The sequence below is a fragment of the Psychrobacter sp. L7 genome (assembly GCF_002810365.1).
In the GTDB taxonomy this organism is placed as follows: Bacteria; Pseudomonadota; Gammaproteobacteria; order Pseudomonadales; family Moraxellaceae; genus Psychrobacter; species Psychrobacter celer.
On the sequence record NZ_NEXR01000006.1, the window covers coordinates 210,094 to 228,952 of the forward strand.

The following is an 18,859-nucleotide window of genomic DNA, read 5'->3' on the forward strand; positions in this document are numbered from 1 at the left end:
TTATTTACACCGTGTTGATTATAACTAGGAGATATTACAGCGACTTTTGATTGACGCGCTGTGATACTGCTTCGGCACTTTCTACCCGTTCTGAATAGCGATCAGTCAGATAGGCTGAGCGTCCACGAGTCAGCCATGTAAACTTTACCAACTCTTCACAGACATCGACAAGGCGCAGATATAAGGGCGACATATTCATGCGATTGTCATCATTAAATTCTAAAAAGGCCTTAGGGATAGACGATTGATTGGGGATAGTAATCATGCGCATCCAGCGCCCCAAAATGCGCAGCTGATTGACGGTATTAAAGCTTTGACTGCCACCGCTCACTTGCATCACTGCCAAGGTTTTGCCTTGGGTTGGACGTACGCCGCCCAGTGCGAGTGGTATCCAATCGATTTGTGCTTTCATAATGCTGGTGATACTGCCATGACGCTCTGGACTCACCCACAGCATACCCTCTGACCACTGCGCCAGCTCGCGCAGCTCTTGCACCTTTGGATGATCGCTATCAGCGTCATCAGGCAGCGGCAACCCCGATGGATTAAACATCCGCACCTCACAGCTATACCAACGCAGCAGCCGACTTGCTTCCTCTGCCGCTAGCCTAGAAAATGAGCGCTCACGTAACGACCCATATAGCACCAGTATCTTTGGCGGATGACGTGGGTCATTTGGCGCAATCAGCGACTCAACATCTATCGGTTGTAATTGACTAGCATCAATATTGGGCAAGTCATCTAGCTTCAATGAATCCTCTGCGTGAGGCTGATTTTTATTGGCTGTTATCATGATAAATCGTCTCGCCGTCTTCTTTAGTAAAGCTGCTCACTGGATTTTCTAACAATTCAAACACCCGCTCTGATGGTCGGCATAACGCTGCGCCCTTATCCGTGACCACGATAGGACGATTGATTAAGATAGGATGGGCAATCATTGCATCGATAATATGGTCATCAGACAGCTCAGGATTGTCTAAGCCCAGCTCATCATTGACGGCTTCTTTGCTACGTAACAGCTCTCTTGGCGAGATATCCATCTTTGCCAATAGCGCAACCAACTCGTCACGGCTCGGCGGGTTTTTTAGATACTCCACCACTTCTGGCTGCTCACCTGATGCCTTTATGATGGCAAGCGTATTGCGAGAGGTACCGCAGTTTGGATTATGAAAAATTAATGGCTTCATAGCGATTTCACCTATTTTTTGAATCTAGTTATTAGGGTGTGTTTTACAGACTGTCCTCTTAATCAGATTTGGCAGCCTCACAGCCACTTAAGCTGTCCATCAGCGAAGCACACAGCTCTGGATGTCCTGCGCAGCAGTCTTGCAACAAAAACTGCACGACCGCCTCCATATGTGACAGCGACGCGCGATAGATTATCTGCCGACTTTGGCGTTTTGACACCACCCACCCTGCTCGTGCCAGCACGGCTAAATGCGCGGACATGGTGTTATGCGGCACACATAGCTGACGGGCTATTTCACCTGCAGGCAGGCCGTCAGGCTCTTGACTGACCAGTAGTTTAAAGGCTTTTAGACGCGTGTCTTGAGACAGTGCGGCAAAGCTTTCGATAGCGTTAGTTATTTCCATATGTCCAATAATACAGACATATCAGAATAATGCAATAAGTTTCGTTTATACCCAGTCAGATTACCGCCCTGTTCTATCAGATACCCAAACAAGCTTACTACCTTTTAACCGCCAAACACTCACTCCTGCCCAGCTCAGTATGAAATCACCACAAAACTGCAATTGTGTCTTGCAAGATAGGTAAAATCAGCATAGGCTAATCTATTTCGTTTTTATTGTTATCTATACTTTTTATCGACAATTTTTAGGGGTCATTATGCTATCACACTGGGTACGAGCCATCTTGCAAGCCACCGTCTATGACGTTGCTATTCAAACGCCACTAGAAGCAGCTCCCAAGCTGACCCAACGTTTTGCTAATGATATTCGCTTTAAGCGTGAAGACCTACAGCCTGTCAAATCCTTTAAATTGCGCGGCGCTTATAATCGCATTAGCCAGCTATCTGATGAGCAAAAAGCGCGCGGCGTCATTTGTGCCTCAGCAGGCAACCACGCGCAAGGCGTGGCTTACTCTGCGAGAACCCTTAATCTTAACAACATTATCGTCATGCCCACCACTACGCCAGACATTAAAGTCGATGCGGTGAGAGCACTTGGGGGCAATGTCGACTTACATGGCGACAGCTTCGACGAGGCCAACCGCTACGCGATCAATCGCGCTGAGACTGAAGGCCTGACCTTTATCCCGCCTTATGATGACGAATTGGTCATTGCTGGACAAGGCACTATCGGACTTGAGCTGACTCAGCAGTGGCGCAACATGGATTATGTGTTTGTCGCCGTTGGCGGTGGTGGCCTCATCTCAGGAGTCGCCGCGTTTTTGGGCGAAGTCGCGCCGCACGTCAAAGTCATCGCTGTAGAAGCGGAACAATCGGCATCACTCAAAGCTGCTTTAGAAGCCAATGAGCGCGTTAAGCTTGAGCAAGTCGGTCTGTTTGTCGATGGCGTGGCGGTGGCGCAAATTGGCGAGCTGCCCTTTGATGTGGTACGTACGCAAAAAAGCGATGGCTCAGGGCCTATCGTCGAGCCAGAAGTGGTGACTTGTAGCAACGATGAAGTGTGTGCAGCGGTCAAAGATATCTTTGAAGAAAATCGCAGTATCGTTGAGCCAGCCGGTGCTCTGTCGGTCGCTGGTATGAAAAAATACATCAAAGCGCACGATTTGCAAGGCAAAAACTGCGTCGGTATCATCTGCGGTGCCAACATGAACTTTGACCGTCTGCGTTATATCGCTGAGCGCACCGAAATCGGCGAGAAAAAAGAAGCCATCTTTGGCGTGACCATTCCTGAGCAGACTGGCGCTTTCTTAAACTTCTGCCGTAGTTTGCACGGGCGTAACATTACCGAGTTTAACTACCGCGCCGATAGTCAAAAATCGCCAGACTCGATGGAGCCTGCCTCAATTTTCGTCGGTATCGCCCTAAAAGAAGGCGAAAAAGAGCGACACACCATCAGCAAACAGCTGGCAGACGATGGCTATACCGCTCACGATTTGACCGACGATGATATCGCTAAATCGCACATCCGCCATCTCATTGGTGGCCATGCCCATGTCGAAAACGAGCAGCTACTAAAAGTGGTCTTTCCAGAGCGTCCTGGCGCGCTGCTGACTTTCTTAGAAAAGCTTGGCGATGATTTTAATATCACCTTGTTCCATTATCGCAATCATGGCGCGGCTGAGGGGCGTGTGTTGGTCGGTCTGCAAGCCTCGATGAGCAACTCGCGTCAACTGCAAGACGCCCTGCTAGATATCGGCTACGAGTGCACCATGATTAATGATAATATCGCCTATCAGTTGTTTTTAAAATAAGCAGGATGTGTCAATCACCATTGCCCACCTAGCTTAGTTTACACAGCTTAAACGATCGATAGTTTTTGGCACAGTATAACTCTTAACGGCTTGTCTTTATTAAGACGAGCCGTTTTTTATCCTGTACTGTGCTATGATCTGCTGATGGTATCCTTTATTAGCGTGACCAATTAGGGCGTTATCAATAGCACCCTCAGGCTAAGTTGCTCTTTTAATTTATAAAAAAAGCACCATTTATGATCATAGTTTATTGATATCTATGAGGTTTTGATGAGTAAACACAATAAAAACCATAATCAACCAAGTCATAGCCAGTCAGATATAGCACGCATGCGTATCGATAAATGGCTGTGGGCGGCACGGTTTTATCGTACACGCACGCTCGCCAAAGAAGCGATTGAGAGCGGGCGTGTGCACTATGCTGGCAGCCGCGTAAAGACCAGTAAAGAGATTGCCGTTGGTGACGAGTTGCAGGTTCGTCAAGGCTCCGCTACTGCCATGACCGAAAAAACCGTCATTGTTGAAGCCCTAAGCGCCCAGCGCGGCAACGCCTCAATGGCACAGATGCTATATTCAGAGACCGAGGAGAGCGAAAAACGCCGAGCATACTATGCCGAGCAGCGTAAGCTTGCCAACCTTGCCCGTCCTGATAATAAACCCAACAAAAAAGAGCGTCGTGACTTGCAGCGCTTTAAAAACAAACAACACTCATGACCGAAACATCAGGGACCGCCTACTTTAGGTATTCTTGCTACTTTAGGTATTCTTGGTAAACGTGCTGTGAATGTCACAGATGCCACCGTGCTCTTCGCCCTTGCCATTTCATGTATTAACCGTTAGGCTAGGGACTATTTTAATCACTGACATGCTAATAAGCCGCATCCCCTATGCTGGTCTTAATGGCATGTTTTTTTTGTTAAAAAAGGTCATAGTATGCTGATAAAAGCCTGTACCCCATCCTCTGTGTTATTGGTTTGCTTGGGAAATATCTGTCGATCGCCCACGGCCGAAGAGATTTTTCGGCAGCAAGCAGCGATTGCTGGCCTGTCCCTAAAGGTAGACTCAGCAGGCACAGGCGACTGGCATATCGGTCATGCGCCAGATGAACGCTCGCAGCGCCATGCCAAATCTCACGGCTATAACATCAGCAAACTGGTGGCTCGCCAAGTCAGCGCTGACGACTTTCGTCGGTTTGACTTGATACTAGCCATGGATAGCCAAAACCTGGCGGATTTGCAAGCCATCAAAGATAGCCTGACAGACCCTGTCGACACTCTAGCCAAGCTGGCTTTATTTAGTGAAGAAGACCCCACTTACGGCGGCGATGATGTACCAGATCCTTATCATGGCGATGCTGAGGACTTTGAGGAAGTCATAAAACGCATTGAATCAAGTGCACAAGCTTGGATTGAAAGCTGGAAAACATGCTAGCGATAAGGTCCATATTTTTGCTACTTTTATGAGTGGTATCCTTTATAATAACTCCCGTATTATTTGTTCTTTATCTGCCATATAGGCTACGTTATGACCTTAGTTTCACGTCTTGAGCGAAATGCTCACTTAGCGACTCAGACTCACTCGCCAGCAGATGCCCTACTGCGTCATGCCGTCGATTTGTCCCATCATAACACCATGGCCTTAGCCTGTAGCGCTGACACAGTCATCACCTTGCATGACGAAGCGCAGATTGACGCATTGATGGTAGATAAAACGGCGGCCATTAAAGAGCGCCCTCTCTTAATCCTCTCAGGTGGCAGTAATGTATTACTGCCTGCCAAGCTAGATGCCGTTGTCTTGCAGCCCATGATGCGCGGTATCAACGTGGTCGCGCAAACAGACAGTTATATCGATATCGAGGTCATGGCAGGCGAGAACTGGCATGACCTGGTGACTTATACCGTTCATCAAGGCTGGTACGGTCTTGAAAACCTAGCCTTGATTCCTGGTCTAACAGGGGCGGCTCCTGTACAAAACATCGGTGCTTACGGCGTACAGCTCGAAGACCATTTGTTATATGTCCGCGCCTATCATCTGCCTACTCAAACATGGCAGCAGCTGTCAGCGGCACAGTGTCAATTTGGCTATCGCGACAGCATCTTTAAGCGCATGCCCAATACTTGGCTCATCAGCCGGGTGGCCTTTCGCTTGCATCTTCATGAAACCCAAGTAAAGGCCAGCTATGGCGATGTACAGACAGTAGCGCAGTGTTATGCCGATGTGCAAGGGTATCAGCACCTCACCCCAGCGCATGTGATGCAAGCGATCATAGATATTCGCCAACAAAAACTGCCCGACCCAAAACAGCTACCCAACTGTGGCAGTTTTTTCCAAAACCCTATTATTCCTCAAGCGCAGTTTACAGCGCTGCAAACCACCTATCCTGACATTGTCGGCTACCCCATGCCAGATGCGATGATAAAAGTTGCGGCTGGCTGGTTAATCGATCAAGCAGGACTCAAAGGCGGCGGCATTGCACCCATCATGACGCATCAGCAGCAAGCCCTTGTATTGACCAACCACCATCCTTATCAGGCGACGCAAAATGATGTGGCCACCGCGCAGCACCATATTGCCCAAGTGGTATACGAAAAATTTGCCATACGTTTATCACGTGAGCCAGTATGGATAAACGCTGATGGCTCGATTGGGTACGATGAGCATGCGGCCTAAACCATCATGGTCGATACGCTTATGGCGGCATTATCTGCGCATGGCTGAGCGTTTGCTAAAGCTGCTTCGTATTATTAATATCACTTTTTTATTGGGCACCACGTCCATCATTTTGATACTGATTAGCTTATTTACCCCTTTATTTTCTCAAGCCGTCATCTATATCCTCTCCTTATTACCGCTACCAAACATGCCATCAGCTGCCATGAGCTCACCGCCGACCGCTTATGTGGTATTGGGAGGCGGCTTGACCAATGATCATAACAATCAAATCATTCTCAACAGCTACAGCCTCAATCGCGCCCGCACGGCTGCAACGGCTTATCATGACTTACCTTTACCTATTGTGTTAAGCGGAGCAGAAGCGCCTTGGCTTGGTCAATGGCTCATCGAGCATGGTATTGACGGCCTGATCAGTGAAAATGCCAGCATGAACACCTGCGAAAACGCGCGCTTTACCGCCAAGCGTATCCCGCTGCATCACGTGTATCTGATTACCGATAGCTATCATATGGCGCGTGCGCGCAGACAATTTGCCCTAAATGGTATCAACAGCACCCCACTGATCGCCCCTTTGCCGGTAAGACGCGACTGGCACAAACCTGCGCAGAATTTAACGCACTCACGCCGTGCAGTGTATGAAGTAGCCGCCTACTTGCGCGATGTGATACGGCCTCAGATGGATTGTCGCCACGCCAATGATGTAAGCGAGCAGCAACTACTGACGCCTAGAGGCAATGTGACCAAGACAACGCCCAAAGCAGAACAAACCATAGAAGAAGAATAGTATTCATATGGTCGCGGCCATGCCATTTACAGTATAAAAACGATACCACTTTTCATTGGATGACTTGATAGCGATGTATCCAAGCTCTAAGCAACCAATCTCCGAGTATTTGATTTATTTGGATTCGACCATACTTGCTTATTAGTTGGCAGCTGTCCAGCCATTAGTAGGGTCAATGAGTGTATAATAAGAGCAGAAACTGCTAGAAAAGAGATCTACCATGCTCAGTATATTTTTATTAATTCCATTAAGTCTGATGCTGTTTGTGGTTGCCATTTGGGCGGTGCGTTATGCGGTCAAATCCAATCAATTTGAGGATTTAGACAATGCCTCTCAGCGCATCATTTTAGATGATCGGCAAGAGCGCCGCCAAACCATGCAGACTCATGAGCGCGCCACTACCCATCAGCAGACTGATGATTCAGATAGCGTATCGGTGCAACCACAAGACCGCGATAAACTTTGAACAATTAAGGCGTTAGTCATACATGGCTGGTAGTTCTTTGATATGGTGTTATTTGACGATCAGCCGTGTCATATCATTAGACCAACTTTTTACTATTTTTAGGAGTTACCCTATGACCACAGCGTTACTTGTTGCGGCATTACTAATGGGATTTTTTGGCTCACCGCATTGCTTGGGTATGTGCGGCGGACTGGTGACTGCTTTTGGACTGTCGATGAAAGATATTAGCCCAGCCAAGCGCCGCGCTCTTGTCTTTACTTATCATTTTGGCCGTCTTAGTAGTTATGCACTGTTAGGTCTGCTGGCAGGATTTATCGGTACGACGGTGTTAGAGCCACTTATGAAAGGCAATAGCTTGCCACGTATTTTATTGGGCGCAGTGTTGGTCTTTGTGGGTGTGACCATGCTTGGCGCGCCTTTTTTAAATAAGCTTGAGCGCTTTGGTATGCGCTTTTGGCAATATCTCAGCCCGCTACGCCAAAAGGTCTTTCCCCTAAATACCTTTCCACGTGCATTGACAGCTGGTCTACTTTGGGGCTTTTTGCCTTGCGGTTTGGTATATGGCGCCCTACTCATCGCGGTGGTCGCTCACAATCCTTTGGGCGGTGCAGCGTTGATGTTTGTCTTTGGTCTTGGTACGGTGCCGATGCTGGTCGCCACCCATGAGACAGTTGGCTGGTTACGTGAAAAAATTGGCCGCTTTCATCTAAGACAGCTCAATGGCGCAATCATGGTGCTGTCTGGCTTGGCTGTCGTTGCTATCCCTATGGTCATGGCAAATATGCACGGTGGACACGGCGGTGGCCATGGGCAAATGGATCATGGTAGTCACTCGGCGATGATGTCTGATGTAGACAGCCCAGCCCATCATGATATGAGCCAAATGGATCATGACATGACGCCAGCGAGGGATAGCACAGTCGATCATAGTATGCATGATATGAGTGATGACGCCATGAGTCATCATGCACACCATGAGCCGTCTTCGTAGACATCATACATTTAAAAGTATCAACAGCTAAGGCTGGTCTTGATTTCGACATCATCGTATTTTACTAAGACACTTTAGCCAAAAGCCCTTAACATCACCACTGAGATTAAGGGCTTTTTGTATGAAGGCGTGTCCTTAATTTAATTGCTAGTCACCTAAATGGGTTAAAAATAAGGGCACGCCCGAGTCTAGACAACAAATACCGCCCTACTCCTGCCACTGCTCTAACGCAAATTTTGTATCCAGATGCTTTTCTAATGCTGGGATATTGAACGCATCATCTTCGCTGACAAAGCTAATACTAATGCCTGTCTGCCCAGCACGGCCAGTACGGCCAATACGGTGTACATAATCATCTGGTTGATCAGGCAAGGTATAGTTGACCACGTGGCTGATATCATCGACATGAATCCCGCGACCTGCGACGTCTGTGGCGACCAAAATAGCAGCATGACCGTCTTTAAAACGCTGCAAATACTTCTCGCGTTTTTGCTGAATCACATCGCCCGATAGCATGACGACTTTATGAGATTGGCGCAGCTTATGATAGAGGCGTTTGACTTGGTCTTTGCGATTGGCAAATACGATAACTTTTTCGACATCGCTATCACTAATAATGCGCTGCAAGGCCGTCAGCTTTTGATCTTCTGTCAATAGATAAAAGTGCTGATCGACCAGCTCACTGGTTTTGTGCTCAGGCTCGATCTCAACAAACTGCGGCTCATGCAGCCAGCGATACGCCAAGTTCATCACATCTTGGTTGAAGGTGGCAGAAAAAAGAAGACTCTGACGATCAGTATTGGCAGGCATGCGCCCGACCAACCGCTTGATGTCGGGGATAAATCCCATATCCAGCATACGGTCTGCTTCATCGAGCACCAATACCTCAACGCGATCCAAAAACACCATGCCTTTATTGGCAAGATCAATCAGACGCCCTGGCGTCGCTACCAAAATATCCACGTACTGACGCTCAAGCTCATGCTGCTGGGTTTCGTAATTGGTGCCGCCCATGATACAGACGCTATGCAGTGAAGTATATTTGGTCAAGGCAATACAGTCATCAAATATCTGCTGAGCAAGCTCGCGCGTCGGTGCCATCACTACCGCACGTGGCTCTCCCAAATAACGCTCTTCGTCACTAGTAAAAGGCCGCTTTAACAGCGCCTCCATAATGGTCAATAAAAACGTGGCTGTCTTCCCTGTCCCTGTTTGGGCTTGGCCGATCGCGTCTTGATTGGCCAAAGTATGCGGCAATATCTTTGATTGAATGGGTGTCAGCTCGGTAAAACCCAAATCACTGACGGCACGTAGGGTCGGATTTGATAACGGTAAATCCGTAAATTTCTTAAAATTACTCAAAAAAATATCCTTTTAGATAAATAACTTATTATAAATAATCAGATGCTAATCGCTGATGAATGACTCACTCGCTCTCTTCATAAGACCGTATATTTAACAGCCCATACACAGCGCATCGCGTAAGCACAAAAAAAGCCAAGCCCGATATCGTATCTTACCCATGCCGATTTTTTAGCATAGGTAAGACCAGACGGGCTTGACTCAGTAGTATATCAGTAGTTTGTACAGACATTATAGCGAAACCGCCGTAATGACTGGATAGATTACTCTTCCATTTTTCTGACTTCTTCAGCCTGAAGGCCTTTTTCACCTTCTACCACACTGAACTCAACCTTTTCGCCATCTTTTAAAGAACGATAGCCATCACCTTGAATCGCACGGAAATGGACAAAAATATCTTCTCCGCTGTCACGTTGAATGAAACCAAAGCCTTTTGAGTCATTAAACCACTTAACGATACCTTGCTCACGAGCTGACATAATATTACTTCCTAAAAAAGTCCGCTTAGCCCCAACTTCCTTTGCAACATTGCATATAAACGGGGTCTAAGATTGTGAAATCAAAAACTTAAGAGTACTGTTCTAACCACTATCTTTAAGCTCAGCCTTTGAGTAGGCTTGTCCCATCGATAGTAACAAACGGTAATAGCAACAAACTTGCAAGAATTGTTGCATAAAAAATATCATAGCACGGGTTTTTAGCAACATAAAGACTTTTAACTTGCTTTTTGCTAATAAGAGAGATTTTTGCCGTAATTTTTTTATCGTCCGCGACCTAAGCTGGTATGATTAACCGATTTAATAACCAAAGAGACCACTATGTCCACCACCTCTTCTGTAGCCGCCATCCCCTCTTTTGAGGCCAATCGCCCAGGCGCGCTTTCTTATAAATTATTGCTGGTCAACGGCGTCAATCTAAACTTACTCGGCAAACGTGAGCCTGAAATATACGGGCACACCACACTGGCAGAGATTGAAAAGCGTTTGATCGCTCGTGCCGCCGAGCATGGCGTTGAACTGATATGCATCCAATCCAACCACGAAGGCCAACTCGTGGACGATATCCAGCACTACGGACTGCTTGCCGATCCAGCGGCGCAAGTTGATGCAATCATCATCAACCCTGCCGCCTTTACCCATACCTCCGTCGCCCTACGTGATGCACTATTGGCCACCCAAAAGCCCTTTATCGAGGTACATTTATCCAATATCCATGCGCGTGAGCCTTTTCGCCAGCACTCTTACTTAAGCGATATCGCGGTGGGTGTGATCTGCGGTTTGGGACAGCAAGGGTATCAGATGGCCCTTGACTACTGGTTGACCCATACCTATTTGGTCAACCAATGACTAAAAGACGCCTGCGTTTTACGCGCTCGCTAAAAAAGTCGTCATACAAGGTTACTTTTGGCACACTAGTCAAACAGCAATCACTTGATTAAAATAATAAAATAACAGATGAGCACACAATCCACTACAAGGTGATATGAATGGCAAAAACCTCCGGAAAACGCTTTATGAAACTTGCTGGCATGACAGCAAGCATCGCCGGTAAAGCCGCTAAAAACTCATTTAAACACCTATCAAGCGATGAAGAAAAGCGCCTGCAAGCCCGCTCAGAGCTGATGCAAGATGTGGGTATCCAAATCGCTGAGACCTTGGGTGAGATGAAAGGTGCGGTGATGAAAGTGGGACAAATCGCCTCGCAATATAAAGACGTGTTTCCACCTGAGGTGGCAACGGCGCTAGAAAAACTCCAAAAAGACGCGCCGCCGATGCCATATACTCAGATACGCGCCCAGATTGAGCGCGAGCTAAAAGCACCAGTAGCAGAATTATTTAGTGAATTCGAAGAGACGCCGTTTGCTGCCGCCTCCATCGGGCAAGTCCATAAAGCAACCTTGAAATCAGGCCAGAGAGTCGTCGTCAAGGTTCAATACCCCAATGTCGATGAAAACTGCGACAGTGACCTCAAACAAGTGCGTATGGCGCTTAAAATCGCCGGCGTCCTCAATATGAGCAAACAATTGCAAGAGCAGCTGTTTCATGAAATACGCCAAAGCCTGCACGATGAGCTAGACTATATTAAAGAAGCGCACAATCTGCGCGTGTTTGGGGCGTTTCATGCAGAGGATACGGGTATTATTATTCCCAAGGTCATCAGCAGCCACTCAACCAAGCGAATCTTGACACTGACAGAAGAGATGGGCGAGACGCTCAGTGTCGCGGCAACATGGGATAATGATATCAAGCAAAAAATCGCCAAGCGTTTGTTTCATTTTACCGCAGGTCAGCTGTTTGAATTATACCGTATGCACTGCGACCCACACCCTGGCAACTTTGCCTTTCGGGAAGATGGCAGCGTCATCGCCTATGATTTTGGCGGCATTCGTAGCTATAGTGACAGTGAGGTGCAGCTGTTTAAGCGCTTTGCCCAGCATGCCATCAAAGGTGATGTCACAGCCCTTGAACAAGACTTAATCGCTCTAGATATCCGCCGCGATGATGACAAACACATCCCGGGTGAATTTTATGCAAAGTGGCTATCTATCGGGCTAAAACCTTTATCCATTTCGCCTTATCATGAAGGCGCTTTTGATTTTGGCAACAGTCAAGTACATCATGAAGTCATCACACAGATGCGCACTTCCTTAAAGTATTTTGGTCAGTTTCAGCCGTCTGCGATGACCATGATGCTGGACCGAACGGTATCTGGCCAATATTGGAACTTGGTCAACCTAGGCGTGATTATCGACTTATCACCGCTCGTCGATGACTATATAAAGCTTTGATTTATATAGCTTTGACTTCCTCCCCCGCCCTAAATGTGTAGCGCATGCCCGCAGCGATCACAAAAGTCGGCACCGACTGCATGTCCAAACTTACCACAGTTTGGACAGGTCACAGGGTTGAGCTGCGGGCGCATATTACGCGCCAGCTCCGAGGTAAAAATCCCTGTCGGCACAGCAATAATAGAGTAACCTGTAATCATGACCATGGTCGCAATGGCTTGACCCAGCGGCGTTTTAGGCGACATATCACCATAGCCGACCGTGGTCATGGTGACAACCGCCCAATAGATGGACAGCGGAATGCTGGTAAAACCATTCTCCGGCCCCTCGACCACATAAATGATCGAGCCGAAAATCGTCACCAACAGCACCAAAGATAAGAAAAACACCGTGATTTTTTGTTGGCTGGTGCGCAGCGCTGAGGCCAAAAATCCCGCTTGCTGCATATAGGCTTTGAGCTTGAGGACACGAAACACACGTAAGATACGCAACACACGTATCACCAGCAGATACTGGACGCCGACAAACATCAAGCTTAGATAGCTTGGCAACACCGACAATAAATCGACAATACCAAAAAAACTAAAAGCATAGCGCAAACGATTGGGCGCTGAAAACAATCTCAGCGCATACTCAATGGTGAACAAAATGGTAAAAAACCACTCTGCGTACAAAAACAATATGCCATACTGCAAGCGCATATAGAGCACACTGTCGAGCATAACCACCGCCACACTCGCCAAAATCGCAATCAACAACACAATATCAAACAGCTTACCCAAACGGGTATCAGTCCCTTCGATAATAATATGAATGCGGTTACGCAAATGGGTAATGGCTTCAGCGGTTGGTTGCTTCATAGAGTCAGTAACATCATAGAGTCAGTAGCGCTATCAACCCAAAGGCGACAGGCTGCCAATGAATTAAAATACGCAGGATAAGGGCAAGTTGGTCAAAAGACACAAAACTGGTTTATAATATTGCTCACTTATAGCAATCAATACAATCTATAAGTTGCCACAGTGTAACAAAAAAGCACTATCAACGACATACAAATCGTTCATGTGCCAGTAGTTCTACTACCTTGAATACACAGACCAATCATATAATAAAAACAGATGATGTAGTAATAAATGGTTGTTATTCACCGTTTTTTCGCTCAACCAATAACACGCAAAACTTAAGGATGTCATATGGCAGGCCATTCAAAATGGGCAAACATCAAACACCGTAAAGCTCGTCAAGATGCGGTAAGAGGCAAGGTATTCACCAAAGTGATTCGTGAGATCGTCTCAGCGGCCAAACAAGGTGACCCTGATCCTGATAAAAACCCTCGCTTACGTGCCGCTATCGAAAAAGGTCTATCGGTGAACATGACCCGCGATACCATCAATCGCGCTGTCGATCGCGGCACAGGCGGCGGCGATAACGAAAACATGGAAGAAGTCAGCTACGAAGGCTATGGCGTCGGCGGCGTGGCGGTATTAGTCGAGACCATGACCGACAACCTCAATCGAACCGTCAGCGAAGTCCGTCATGCTTTTACCAAATACGATGGTAATCTTGGCACCTCAGGCTCAGTGGCTTATCTGTTTACCAAGCGCGGCGAGATTACCTTTAATGATACGAGTTTAGAGGATGAGGTCATGATGGCGGCGCTGGATGCTGGTGCCTTAGATATCGAAAATGATGGCGAGAGCTTGATGGTCATTACCGAGTGGGAAAGCTTTGGTCAAGTCAAAGACGCGCTCAATGCTGCAGGTTTGGTCTCTGACAATGCAGAAGTGACCATGTCGCCCTCTACCACCGCTGAGATAGACAACGTAGAAGATGCCGAAAAGGTCATGAAAATGATCGACATGCTCGAAGACATCGACGACGTCCAAGAAGTCTATAGTAATGTGAGCTTCTCCGCTGACGTCATGGCACAGCTCGAGCAATAGCTTTCACTATACAAAATAGCCTTCACTATACAAATACTAAAAAAGAGGCCAAACGTATTTAGCGTTTGGCCTCTTTTTATCATCCAGCGCCGTAAAACCACGTCCTTCTAGGGCGTGGATATCAGGCGTCAGTCATTGTCGTACAATATTGCGAATACCTTGATAACCAACTGCATTGAGATCATAATTACTCCATGAAAACGCTCAAACTACGCATCAAAGACAAACACGCCACTCAGCTCAATATCCTGGCTGGGGCAGTTAATTTTGTCTGGAATTACGTTAATGAGCTAAGTTTTAAACACCTTAAGCGCACAGGCAAATTCTTTTCAGCTTATGATTTGGCCGCTTATACCAAAGGCAGTGGCGAGTATTTAAACTTGCACAGTCAAACCTTGCAAGCGATTAGTGAGGTTTACGCTAAATCCCGTAAACAGTTAAAAAAAGTCAAACTGAACTGGCGCACCAATAATCCAAAGAGCTAATAATAAAAAACGGGTCAAGGCCATTCACGCCAAAATCAAAAATACCCGCCAAGACTTAATCCATAAATTCACATCAAAGCTTATCAAAGCCAACAGCCTAATCGTTGTTGGTAAGATTAAATCAACATCATTCACTTCATTTAAACTGGCCAAATCCGTCTATGATGCTGGTTGGTTTGAAATAAAGCGGCAACTGGATTACAAATGCGCGAACGCAGGTTGCCACTATATCGAAGTCAATGAAGCGTACAGCACCCAAACCTGCTCGTGTTGCGGCTCTCGCCAAGACAGTCCGAAAGGTAGATCAGGGCTTGGTATAAGAGGCGCGACATGAAGTCGTATTAAAGATGGTAATTGAGATTATTACCTGTTTTTCTATGAACAGTATCCTAGGTGCATGTGCATAACTGGTAACAGTTTTGTGCAAAGCTGCACTAACAATGTGCCAAGCAGAAATGCCGAGACGAAACCGTGAGGAAGTAGTCAAGCACTGATAGTATTAATCGGTCATGGTGCTAGGATTTTCGACAGGATGAACCGCCCCGAGATTGTCGGAGACTCAACTTTCTGAGAGAATACGACAATGAAAACACGAAACTATACCCCTGAAATGAAAGAGCGCGCCGTCCGTATGCTAATTGAAGCTAAAGACGATTACCCATCCACCTGGTCAGCCATCAAAGCCATAGCGCCAAAGATAGGTTGCACGCCTGAGACCCTACGATCATGGCATAAAAAGCACATTGATAAAACCATTCCTGCAAACATTCAAGCTCAAAGCCAAGCCGAGCGTATCAAAGAGCTTGAACGTGAGAACAGAGAGTTAAAGCAAGCCAATGAAATTATAAAGAAAGCTGCTGCTTTTTTCGCCCAGGCGGAGCTCGACCGCAAACCCAAGTAATGGTTGATTTTATAGATGACCACAAACAACAATATGGAGTCGAGCCAATCTGTAGAGTATTACCGATTGCTCCATCCACATACTATCGAGCTAAAGAACTAGAAGAAGCCCCTGAAAAGCGTTCACAGCGTAGTAAGCATGACGATTTCTACCTCAGTGAAATTATACGCATCTGGCAGGACAGTAAATGCCGTTATGGTGTGCGTAAAGTCTGGAAATAGCTGAAGTCCGAAGGTGTACATCCTGCACGTTGCACTGTAGAGCGTTTAATGCGTCAGCATGGCATGCAGGGTATTTGGCGAGGTAAAGGCAAGATAACCACTAAGTCTCGTGACGATCAAAAGCGTGCTGATGATTTAGTTAACCGTGACTTCACCGCCCATCGCCCTAACCAGCTATGGGTAGCTGATTTTACCTATATAAAGACACTGAGTGGTTGGGTCTATACCGCCTTTATTATAGATGTGTTTGCTCGCGCTATCGTTGGCTGGAAAGTATCAGATCGTATGAACACTGATATGGTGATGGCAGCACTAAACCAAGCCATTGCAGACAGAAACCATCCTAAAGATGTCATTCATCATAGTGATCGCGGCGTTCAGTACTTATCAATTCGCTATACTGATAAGATGGCTGATTCTGGCGTCATTGCATCTGTTGGCACGACAGGTGATTCATACGATAATGCGTTGGCTGAAACGGTTAACGGACTTTATAAAACGGAGGTGATTGAATATTTAAAACAGCAGTGGCAAGGTGTGAGTGATGTTGAATTAGCAACCCTTGAATGGGTCGATTGGTTTAACAAAACTCGCATTCATAGTACGATTGGCTATGTGTCGCCTTTTGAGTTTGAGAGACGATACTATGATAGTCTTACTGAGTCAGACAAAGCTGCCTGACTCAAGTAATCCACTCTCCGATATAGTCGGGGCGGTTCAGGACTAACGTAAGTGAACATTTGATAAAGGTCATAACCAAGAACAAGCCAAAAATACTGATAGGCTTGAACCAAAAGGTACGCAGACAGGCTCAAGGAATCTCTTAATCCTTGACATAGACGTTGCTCTGCTGGCTGAAAGAATGAGTCTAAATCGGAATAAGTCTTTAATATGGAACATGGTAAGCCCTATATTCTCCCTGAACCATTAAGGGAAACCCAACCGCAAGGAAGGGCTATAGAATAGAGGGTATGAGAATGTGGAAAAAGCGAATGCCTATTTGTAATGAATGGGATAGAGGTTTGAAACATGACCTTATTGCGAAAGCAAGCAGACTTCCATGCGGTCTTTAATTACGAGATAGTTTGAAAAACCTTCTAAGATAGGAATAGCTGATGAATGGAACGAGAGTTTCAGGAGCACCAATCGACCAACATTTGCACTGGCACGATATTAATTGGGCTAAATGTACTTGTGCGGTTAAAAGGCATCAAGCGCGTATCGTAAAAGCAACTCAAGAAGGTAAATGGGGTAAAGTTAAATCATTACAACATTTACTGACTCGCTCTTTTTCTGCAAAAGCATTGGCAGTCAAAAGAGTGACTGAAAATCGTGGTAAAAATACGGCAGGAGTTGATGGTACAACATGATCAACCCCTGCTGCGAAAATGAAAGCCGTTAATTCGTTAAAACACAATGGATATAAACCTTTGCCATTAAAAAGGGTAGCAATACCCAAATCAAATGGTAAAGAGCGTCTATTGGGCATACCGACCATGAAAGATAGAGCTATGCAAGCGTTACACTTACTTGCACTCGAACCTGTCTCAGAAACACTTGCGGACACTCATTCATACGGTTTTCGCCCTGCTCGTAGCACTGCTGACGCTATGGAGCAATGCTTTAAGATACTATCCCAAAAAGGCTCTGCACGTTGGGTCTTGGAAGGAGATATCTCTGCATGTTTTGATGATATCAAGCACGAATGGCTAATAGACAATATTCCCACGAATAAGACTATTCTAGGGAAATGGCTAAAGTCAGGTGTGATTGATAAAGGCAACTTGTTCGCAACTGAAAAAGGTACTCCGCAGGGCGGTATAATATCACCTACTTTGGCAAACATGACGTTAGATGGACTTCAAAAAGTAGTTGAGGGAGTAATTCCTCGTACCACTCGTAGGGGTCAGAATGTCGCTAAGGTAAACTTTGTAAGGTATGCCGATGATTTCATTATAACTGGTGGCTCGAAAGAAATATTGGAAAATAAAATCAAACCTGCGGTTGTTGAGTTCTTTCAAATCTCGTGGTCTAACTTTGTCAAAAGAAAAGACAAAAATAACCCATGTAACAGAGGGATTCGATTTCTTAGGTCAAAATGTAAGGCGTTATGGGGAAAAGGTGCTTATTAAACCTTCAACCAAAAGCGTCAAAAGCATTAAGATAAAAATACGAGAAATCTTAAATGGTAACAAACAAGCAACAGCGGAAAATTTGATTAAAATGCTTAATCCTATTTTACGAGGTTGGGCTAATTACCATAGACATATCGTATCTTCTAAGGTTTTCAGTAGCATAGACAATTTCATTTGGGAACAACTATGGCAATGGTCAAAAAGACGACATCCAAAGAAAAGTAGTACATGGGTGAAAAATAAATACTTTCATACTTATGGCTCTCGAAACTGGGTGTTTTCAGCCGAAAATTTAAGGACTGGTCTTAATGCGCCTAACAAGTGGTTGAGGTTGGTTAACCTGACTTCGATATCCATTCAAAGGCATATAAAGATTAAAGGTGACGCAAATCCATTCGACCCAACATGGGAAGATTATTTTGATAAGCGTTTAATGAGCCTTATGAAAAAGTCTTTAAAAGGTAAGGCTAAGTTGACTTCAATATGGAAAAACCAAGAGGGAAATTGTCCTATCTGCAACTTAAAGATAGCCCAAGATGAAAAATGGGATATTCACCATAAAATACGCAAAGTTGATGGTGGTAGTGACAATGTAACGAATCTAGTTATGCTCCATTTGAATTGTCACAGACAAACCCATAGCCAAGATTACAGAATGAGTAGCTGACTCTCATTTGAGGGTTTATAAAGGCTTGAGCCGTATGAAG

At 45.9% G+C, this 18,859-nt stretch carries 19 protein-coding genes, 2 pseudogenes and 1 other annotated feature; of the genes and pseudogenes, 15 read left to right on the forward strand and 6 right to left on the reverse strand.

Features of this window, described 5'->3' with window-relative positions; translation table 11 throughout:
- Positions 1-34 precede the first annotated feature (34 nt).
- The 3 genes from arsH to CAP50_RS08255 are packed head-to-tail and all read right to left on the reverse strand — an operon-like array spanning position 35 to position 1,593.
- Complete coding sequence (gene arsH / locus CAP50_RS08245; RefSeq protein WP_100749688.1) at positions 35-793, reverse strand: arsenical resistance protein ArsH; 759 nt, start codon at positions 791-793, stop codon at positions 35-37.
- A complete protein-coding gene (arsC, locus tag CAP50_RS08250) occupies positions 777-1,187 on the reverse strand; it encodes an arsenate reductase (glutaredoxin) (protein ID WP_100749689.1) in 411 nt (136 codons plus the stop codon). The genes arsH and arsC overlap by 17 nt, the downstream gene beginning before the upstream one ends.
- Before the next feature lie 58 nt (positions 1,188-1,245).
- Positions 1,246-1,593, reverse strand: coding sequence for an ArsR/SmtB family transcription factor (locus CAP50_RS08255; RefSeq protein WP_100749690.1), 348 nt, complete (start codon positions 1,591-1,593; stop codon positions 1,246-1,248).
- A gap of 256 nt (positions 1,594-1,849) precedes the next feature.
- Between CAP50_RS08255 and ilvA the strand changes: the two genes are divergently transcribed.
- The 7 genes from ilvA to CAP50_RS08290 all read left to right on the forward strand — a co-directional run bounded on the left by ilvA (position 1,850) and on the right by CAP50_RS08290 (position 8,317).
- Complete coding sequence (gene ilvA / locus CAP50_RS08260; protein ID WP_100749691.1) at positions 1,850-3,403, forward strand: threonine ammonia-lyase, biosynthetic; 1,554 nt, start codon at positions 1,850-1,852, stop codon at positions 3,401-3,403.
- Between the two features lie 270 nt (positions 3,404-3,673).
- Positions 3,674-4,117, forward strand: coding sequence for an RNA-binding S4 domain-containing protein (locus CAP50_RS08265; protein ID WP_100749692.1), 444 nt, complete (start codon positions 3,674-3,676; stop codon positions 4,115-4,117).
- A gap of 219 nt (positions 4,118-4,336) precedes the next feature.
- Positions 4,337-4,834, forward strand: a complete 498-nt coding sequence (locus CAP50_RS08270) for a low molecular weight protein-tyrosine-phosphatase (protein WP_075100931.1) — start codon at positions 4,337-4,339, stop codon at positions 4,832-4,834.
- Between the two features lie 93 nt (positions 4,835-4,927).
- Entirely contained in the window at positions 4,928-6,073 is a 1,146-nt protein-coding gene (gene murB / locus CAP50_RS08275) for a UDP-N-acetylmuramate dehydrogenase (RefSeq protein WP_100749693.1), read from the forward strand.
- Complete coding sequence (locus CAP50_RS08280) at positions 6,063-6,860, forward strand: YdcF family protein (RefSeq protein ID WP_100749757.1); 798 nt, start codon at positions 6,063-6,065, stop codon at positions 6,858-6,860. The genes murB and CAP50_RS08280 overlap by 11 nt, the downstream gene beginning before the upstream one ends.
- 220 nt (positions 6,861-7,080) lie before the next feature.
- The gene (ccoS, locus tag CAP50_RS08285) at positions 7,081-7,326 is read left to right on the forward strand and encodes a cbb3-type cytochrome oxidase assembly protein CcoS (protein ID WP_100749694.1); all 246 of its coding nucleotides are present in this window, start codon (positions 7,081-7,083) and stop codon (positions 7,324-7,326) included.
- A gap of 112 nt (positions 7,327-7,438) precedes the next feature.
- Positions 7,439-8,317 (forward strand): sulfite exporter TauE/SafE family protein, encoded by an 879-nt coding sequence (locus CAP50_RS08290; RefSeq protein ID WP_100749695.1) that lies wholly within the window; start codon positions 7,439-7,441, stop codon positions 8,315-8,317.
- A 207-nt stretch (positions 8,318-8,524) separates the two neighbouring features.
- Here CAP50_RS08290 and CAP50_RS08295 read toward each other — a convergent pair whose 3' ends face one another.
- Entirely contained in the window at positions 8,525-9,679 is a 1,155-nt protein-coding gene (locus CAP50_RS08295) for a DEAD/DEAH box helicase (RefSeq protein ID WP_100749696.1), read from the reverse strand.
- Between the two features lie 263 nt (positions 9,680-9,942).
- The gene (locus CAP50_RS08300) at positions 9,943-10,158 is read right to left on the reverse strand and encodes a cold-shock protein (protein WP_075100936.1); all 216 of its coding nucleotides are present in this window, start codon (positions 10,156-10,158) and stop codon (positions 9,943-9,945) included.
- 339 nt (positions 10,159-10,497) lie between these two features.
- On the opposite strand from CAP50_RS08300, the gene aroQ reads away from it, so the two are divergent.
- Together aroQ and CAP50_RS08310 are read left to right on the forward strand one after the other, a co-directional pair.
- Positions 10,498-11,025 carry a type II 3-dehydroquinate dehydratase gene (gene aroQ / locus CAP50_RS08305; RefSeq protein WP_100749697.1) on the forward strand — a complete coding sequence of 176 codons (528 nt, stop codon included), beginning with the start codon at positions 10,498-10,500 and terminating at the stop codon, positions 11,023-11,025.
- 140 nt (positions 11,026-11,165) lie between these two features.
- Positions 11,166-12,467 carry an ABC1 kinase family protein gene (locus tag CAP50_RS08310; protein WP_100749698.1) on the forward strand — a complete coding sequence of 434 codons (1,302 nt, stop codon included), beginning with the start codon at positions 11,166-11,168 and terminating at the stop codon, positions 12,465-12,467.
- 29 nt (positions 12,468-12,496) lie between these two features.
- Here CAP50_RS08310 and CAP50_RS08315 read toward each other — a convergent pair whose 3' ends face one another.
- Positions 12,497-13,327, reverse strand: a complete 831-nt coding sequence (locus tag CAP50_RS08315) for an ion transporter (protein ID WP_075100939.1) — start codon at positions 13,325-13,327, stop codon at positions 12,497-12,499.
- Positions 13,328-13,660: 333 nt separating this feature from the next.
- Between CAP50_RS08315 and CAP50_RS08320 the strand changes: the two genes are divergently transcribed.
- The 6 genes and pseudogenes from CAP50_RS08320 (at position 13,661) to CAP50_RS12830 (ending at position 18,819) form a co-directional block, all read left to right on the forward strand.
- Complete coding sequence (locus CAP50_RS08320) at positions 13,661-14,410, forward strand: YebC/PmpR family DNA-binding transcriptional regulator (RefSeq protein ID WP_075100940.1); 750 nt, start codon at positions 13,661-13,663, stop codon at positions 14,408-14,410.
- Positions 14,411-14,604: 194 nt separating this feature from the next.
- Positions 14,605-15,229 (forward strand): annotated as a pseudogene (locus tag CAP50_RS08325) (zinc ribbon domain-containing protein).
- Positions 15,230-15,478: 249 nt separating this feature from the next.
- Positions 15,479-16,698: pseudogene (locus tag CAP50_RS08330) on the forward strand (IS3 family transposase).
- Positions 15,754-15,870: a sequence feature (AL1L pseudoknot), on the forward strand. Its footprint overlaps the pseudogene before it by 117 nt.
- 434 nt (positions 16,699-17,132) lie before the next feature.
- On the forward strand, positions 17,133-17,387 hold the full coding sequence (locus CAP50_RS12820) for a reverse transcriptase N-terminal domain-containing protein (protein ID WP_241900712.1): 255 nt from the start codon (positions 17,133-17,135) through the stop codon (positions 17,385-17,387).
- Between the two features lie 141 nt (positions 17,388-17,528).
- On the forward strand, positions 17,529-18,149 hold the full coding sequence (locus CAP50_RS12825; protein ID WP_241900713.1) for a reverse transcriptase domain-containing protein: 621 nt from the start codon (positions 17,529-17,531) through the stop codon (positions 18,147-18,149).
- On the forward strand, positions 18,055-18,819 hold the full coding sequence (locus tag CAP50_RS12830) for a group II intron maturase-specific domain-containing protein (protein ID WP_241900714.1): 765 nt from the start codon (positions 18,055-18,057) through the stop codon (positions 18,817-18,819). Before CAP50_RS12825 ends, CAP50_RS12830 begins: the two co-directional genes overlap by 95 nt.
- The last annotated feature ends 40 nt before the right edge of the window (positions 18,820-18,859 follow it).

Bases quoted from the DNA above. Each gene is read 5' to 3' on its own strand.
- CAP50_RS08280 (WP_100749757.1), top strand. From the start codon at position 6,063: ATGCGGCCTAAACCATCATGGTCGATACGCTTATGGCGGCATTATCTG.
- CAP50_RS08265 (WP_100749692.1), top strand. From the start codon at position 3,674: ATGAGTAAACACAATAAAAACCATAATCAACCAAGTCATAGCCAGTCA.
- CAP50_RS08255 (WP_100749690.1), bottom strand. From the start codon at position 1,593: ATGGAAATAACTAACGCTATCGAAAGCTTTGCCGCACTGTCTCAAGAC.
- arsC (WP_100749689.1), bottom strand. From the start codon at position 1,187: ATGAAGCCATTAATTTTTCATAATCCAAACTGCGGTACCTCTCGCAAT.
- ilvA (WP_100749691.1), top strand. From the start codon at position 1,850: ATGCTATCACACTGGGTACGAGCCATCTTGCAAGCCACCGTCTATGAC.
- CAP50_RS12820 (WP_241900712.1), top strand. From the start codon at position 17,133: ATGAATGGAACGAGAGTTTCAGGAGCACCAATCGACCAACATTTGCAC.
- CAP50_RS08300 (WP_075100936.1), bottom strand. From the start codon at position 10,158: ATGTCAGCTCGTGAGCAAGGTATCGTTAAGTGGTTTAATGACTCAAAA.
- CAP50_RS08270 (WP_075100931.1), top strand. From the start codon at position 4,337: ATGCTGATAAAAGCCTGTACCCCATCCTCTGTGTTATTGGTTTGCTTG.
- CAP50_RS08310 (WP_100749698.1), top strand. From the start codon at position 11,166: ATGGCAAAAACCTCCGGAAAACGCTTTATGAAACTTGCTGGCATGACA.
- arsH (WP_100749688.1), bottom strand. From the start codon at position 793: ATGATAACAGCCAATAAAAATCAGCCTCACGCAGAGGATTCATTGAAG.
- ccoS (WP_100749694.1), top strand. From the start codon at position 7,081: ATGCTCAGTATATTTTTATTAATTCCATTAAGTCTGATGCTGTTTGTG.
- CAP50_RS08290 (WP_100749695.1), top strand. From the start codon at position 7,439: ATGACCACAGCGTTACTTGTTGCGGCATTACTAATGGGATTTTTTGGC.
- CAP50_RS12825 (WP_241900713.1), top strand. From the start codon at position 17,529: ATGCAAGCGTTACACTTACTTGCACTCGAACCTGTCTCAGAAACACTT.
- aroQ (WP_100749697.1), top strand. From the start codon at position 10,498: ATGTCCACCACCTCTTCTGTAGCCGCCATCCCCTCTTTTGAGGCCAAT.
- murB (WP_100749693.1), top strand. From the start codon at position 4,928: ATGACCTTAGTTTCACGTCTTGAGCGAAATGCTCACTTAGCGACTCAG.
- CAP50_RS08315 (WP_075100939.1), bottom strand. From the start codon at position 13,327: ATGAAGCAACCAACCGCTGAAGCCATTACCCATTTGCGTAACCGCATT.
- CAP50_RS08320 (WP_075100940.1), top strand. From the start codon at position 13,661: ATGGCAGGCCATTCAAAATGGGCAAACATCAAACACCGTAAAGCTCGT.